4 protein-coding genes are annotated in these 3,478 nt (G+C 75.7%); 1 reads left to right on the forward strand and 3 read right to left on the reverse strand.

Annotated features, from left to right (window positions below; translation table 11 throughout):
* The 3 genes from VF202_08285 to VF202_08295 form a co-directional block, all read right to left on the reverse strand.
* Positions 1 to 273 (reverse strand): hypothetical protein (locus VF202_08285; protein ID HEX7040093.1); only part of this gene is annotated, 273 nt, incomplete at its 3' end.
* A gap of 64 nt (positions 274 to 337) precedes the next feature.
* Complete coding sequence (locus VF202_08290) at positions 338 to 1,591, reverse strand: FAD-dependent oxidoreductase (protein ID HEX7040094.1); 1,254 nt, start codon at positions 1,589 to 1,591, stop codon at positions 338 to 340.
* A gap of 34 nt (positions 1,592 to 1,625) precedes the next feature.
* The gene (locus VF202_08295) at positions 1,626 to 2,603 is read right to left on the reverse strand and encodes a proline racemase family protein (GenBank protein ID HEX7040095.1); all 978 of its coding nucleotides are present in this window, start codon (positions 2,601 to 2,603) and stop codon (positions 1,626 to 1,628) included.
* Between the two features lie 69 nt (positions 2,604 to 2,672).
* On the opposite strand from VF202_08295, the gene VF202_08300 reads away from it, so the two are divergent.
* On the forward strand, positions 2,673 to 3,478 hold an 806-nt coding region (locus tag VF202_08300), incomplete at its 3' end, for a dihydrodipicolinate synthase family protein (GenBank protein HEX7040096.1).

Below are 3,478 nucleotides of genomic sequence, written 5' to 3' on the forward strand. Positions count from 1 at the left end.
CAGGAACGCGAGGTTCCGCGTCGTCGAGGTGATCCGGTAGTAGGGCAGCTTGTGCGCCTCGTGGGACAGGCGGTTGGCCACGACGAGCTGCGGCAGGAAGTAGAGCGCGACGCGCATCGCCGGGATCAGGCCGATCACCACGGGCGAGGTGCCCAGCTCGGCGAGGAAGGGGGCGAGCACGAGGCTGCCGTGGAAGAACGCGTCCCCGGCGGTCACGAAGACGCCGTTCACCACCCCCAGGAGGAAGTTGCGGTCCCAGCGCCGGTCGTTCACGCACTGCGATGCTACCCCTGCCGGCCGGGCGGCTAGCGCAGGGCGTGGGCCGGCTGACCGGTGCCTACGAGTACCTGTCGGGACGCAGCGCCTCGAGCGGCAGGTCGGGGGTGCCGCCCGCGACGAGCTCGGCCACCGCGCGCCCCGTCACGGGGGCGAGGCTCACGCCGAGCATCGCGTGCCCCGTGGCCACCACGAGGCCGGGGAGGCGCCGCGGCACGCCCAGGTAGGGCAGGCCGTCCGGTGACACGGGTCGGTGGCCGCGCCACGGCGTCGCCGCCTCGAAGGGGGCGGGGTCGAGCCGCGGCAGGTAGCGCCTCAGCGCCTCGACGATGCCGCGCACGCGCCGCGCGTTCGGCGCCGCCTCGTCGGCGGCGAGACCCGCCAGCTCCATCGTGCCGCCCACGCGCAGCCTGCCCTCCAGCGGCGTCACGGCCACGCGCGCCTCGGTCAGGATCGCCGGCAGGCGCGGCCCCGACGCCGGCGCCGGGACGGTGAGGCTGTAGCCGGTGCCCGCCTCGAGCGGCAGGCGCAGGCCGACGCCGCGCGCCAGCCGCGAAGACCAGACGCCGGCGGCGAGCACCACCGCGTCGGCGAGCTCGCGCAGGCCCGCGCCGGAGACGCCGACGACGCGGCCCGCCCGCGTGAGCAGGCGCTCGACGGGCGCCCCGCGGCGCACCTCGCCACCCCGTGAACGCACCGACTCCAGCAGGCGGGACATCAGCGCCGCCGGGTCCAGGTGCGCGTCCTCGCGGTAGTGGACGGCCCCGGCGACCGCGTAGCCGGCGTCCGGCTCGAGGTCGGCCACGCCGGAGGCGTCCAGCACGGCCACGTCGAGGCCCAGCCGCGCGGCCCTGGCGGCCAGGGCCGTCTCCTCGGCGAGCCCGTGCGACGTGGCGCAGAGCATCAGCAGGCCGTCGCCGCGCAGGCCGAACGGGCCGACCTCGTGCTCGAGCTCCGCGTAGGCGGCGCGGCTCGCCCGCGCCAACGCCAGCAGCACGCGGCTGGCGGACGCGGCCCGGGCGGGCCGCGACGCGCGCCAGAACGCCACGCCCCAGCGCAGCAGGTCGAGCGACGCCCGCGGCACCAGGCGGAACGGGCTCTCGGGGTCGGGCATCCAGCGCAGCGCCTGCGCCACGGCCCCCGGCGCGGCGAGCGGCACGAAGTGGCTCGGCACGACCATGCCGGCGTTGCCGTACGACGCGCTCTCCTCGCCCTCGGCGCCGCGGTCGACGACGAGGACCTCGTGGCCGTCCGCCAGCAGGTGGTGAGCCGCCGACAGGCCGACGACCCCCGCGCCGACCACGACGACCCTCACGGGAACCCTCCCCGCGCGCTCGGCGGGTCCGCGTTCACGCCCGCCCCGCGGCGGGCGGGATACCGTGCGCGTAGGGGTCGTCTGGGTCCAGGAGCAGCGTCGCCTCGGCCGTCACGTGCGCCGTGCCCGTGATCGTGGGCATCACGCCGCCGTCGGGAGCGGGCTCGTACGCGGCCTCGAACACGCTGCCTATCACGCTCTCCTGCCGCCACACCGCGCCGGGCGCCAGCAGGCCGTCCTCCGCCAGGCAGGCGAGCTTCGCGCTCGTGCCGGTGCCGCACGGCGACCGGTCGTAGGCGTCGCCGGGGCAGAGCACGAAGCTGCGCGAGTCGGCGACGGGGCTGGGGCCGAACAGCTCGACGTGATCGACCTCGTGGCCCTCGCCCGTGACGCCGGCCTCCGCCAGCGCGGCCTTGATGCGCCGCGCCCACTCGGTGAGCGCCGGGACGTTGCCCGGCTCCACGGCGAGGCCGTGGTCGTGGCAGAGGAAGAACCAGTTGCCGCCGTAGGCGAGCTCGCCCGTGACTCTGCGCGTGCCGCCGCCCGGCGCCTCGAACGTCACGCTCACGCCGCGCCGCAGGCGGTACGAGCGGACGTTCGCCACGCTCACGCGCCCGTCCTCGTGCAGGCGCGCCGCGACGGTGCCGACCGGCGTCTCGATCAGGTGCTCGCCGGGCGCGGCGCGCCCCAGGTGCGCCAGCGTGACGACGAGGCCGATCGTCCCGTGGCCGCACATCCCCAGGTAGCCGACGTTGTTGAAGAAGATCGCGCCGGCGAGGGCCCGCTCATCGTGCGGCTCGCACAGCAGGGCGCCGACGAGCACGTCGGACCCGCGCGGCTCGTTCACCGCCGCGCGCCTGAGCCAGTCGTGCTCGGCGCGCAGGCGCTCCAGGCGCTCGCTCAGTGGGCCCGTGCCCAGGTCGGGCCCGCCCGCGACGACGACCCGCGTCGGCTCCCCGCCCGTGTGGGAGTCGACGACCTGCAGGCGCTTGACGTGGCCGGTCGGCTGCATGCCCTCGCTGAGGGATTGTATGTGTAGGCGAGAGCGCGGCGCAGCGGAACGGCCCGGAAGGAGCTCGCTATGCAGGTGGCATGGGACGGGGTCATCCCCGCGATCACGACGCCGTTCACCGAGGCCATGGAGGTCGACCTGGACCTGCTGGCGCGCCACGCGCGGTGGCTCGTCGACGCCGGCTGCGTCGGCGTCGTGCCCTTCGGCTCCCTGGGCGAGGGCGCCACGGTGACCTACGCCGAGAAGCTGCGCGCCGTCGAGCGCCTGGCCGAGGAGCTGGGAGACGCGGCGCCGGTGATCCCCGCCGTGTCGTCGCTGTCGACCGCCGAGGCCGTGCGCTACGTGCGCGACGCCGAGGCGGCCGGGGCGAGCGGCTTCATGGTCCTGCCGCCCTACGTCTACGCCGGCGACTGGCGCGAGATGCGCGCCCACGTCTCCGCCGTGCTCGAGGCGACCGCGCTGCCCTGCATGCTCTACAACAACCCCCTCGCCTACGTCACCGACTTCCTGCCCGAGCAGGTCGCCGAGCTCCACTCCGACTTCCCGCACCTGAACGCGGTCAAGGAGTCGAGCGCGGACGTCAGGCGCGTCACGTCCCTGAGGGCGCTGATGCCCGGGTCGTTCACCGTGCTCAGCGGCGTCGACGACCTCGTGGTCGAGGCCGTCGCCGCGGGCGCGCGCGGCTGGATCGCCGGGCTCGTCAACGCCTTCCCCGCCGAGTCCGTGCGCCTCTTCGAGCTCGCCGTCACCGGACGCTCCGGCGAGGCGTGGGACCTCTACCGCTGGTTCCTGCCGCTCTTGCGGCTCGACGTGGGCACGAGGTTCGTCCAGAAGATCAAGCTGGCGCAGGAGGCCGTCGGCTGGGGCTCGGCGCG

Source organism: Trueperaceae bacterium (genome assembly GCA_036381035.1).
GTDB lineage: Bacteria > Deinococcota > Deinococci > Deinococcales > Trueperaceae > DASRWD01.

What these genes read in the sequence shown, in the direction of transcription:
- VF202_08295 (HEX7040095.1), bottom strand. Translation starts at nt 2,603, where the DNA reads ATGCAGCCGACCGGCCACGTCAAGCGCCTGCAGGTCGTCGACTCCCAC.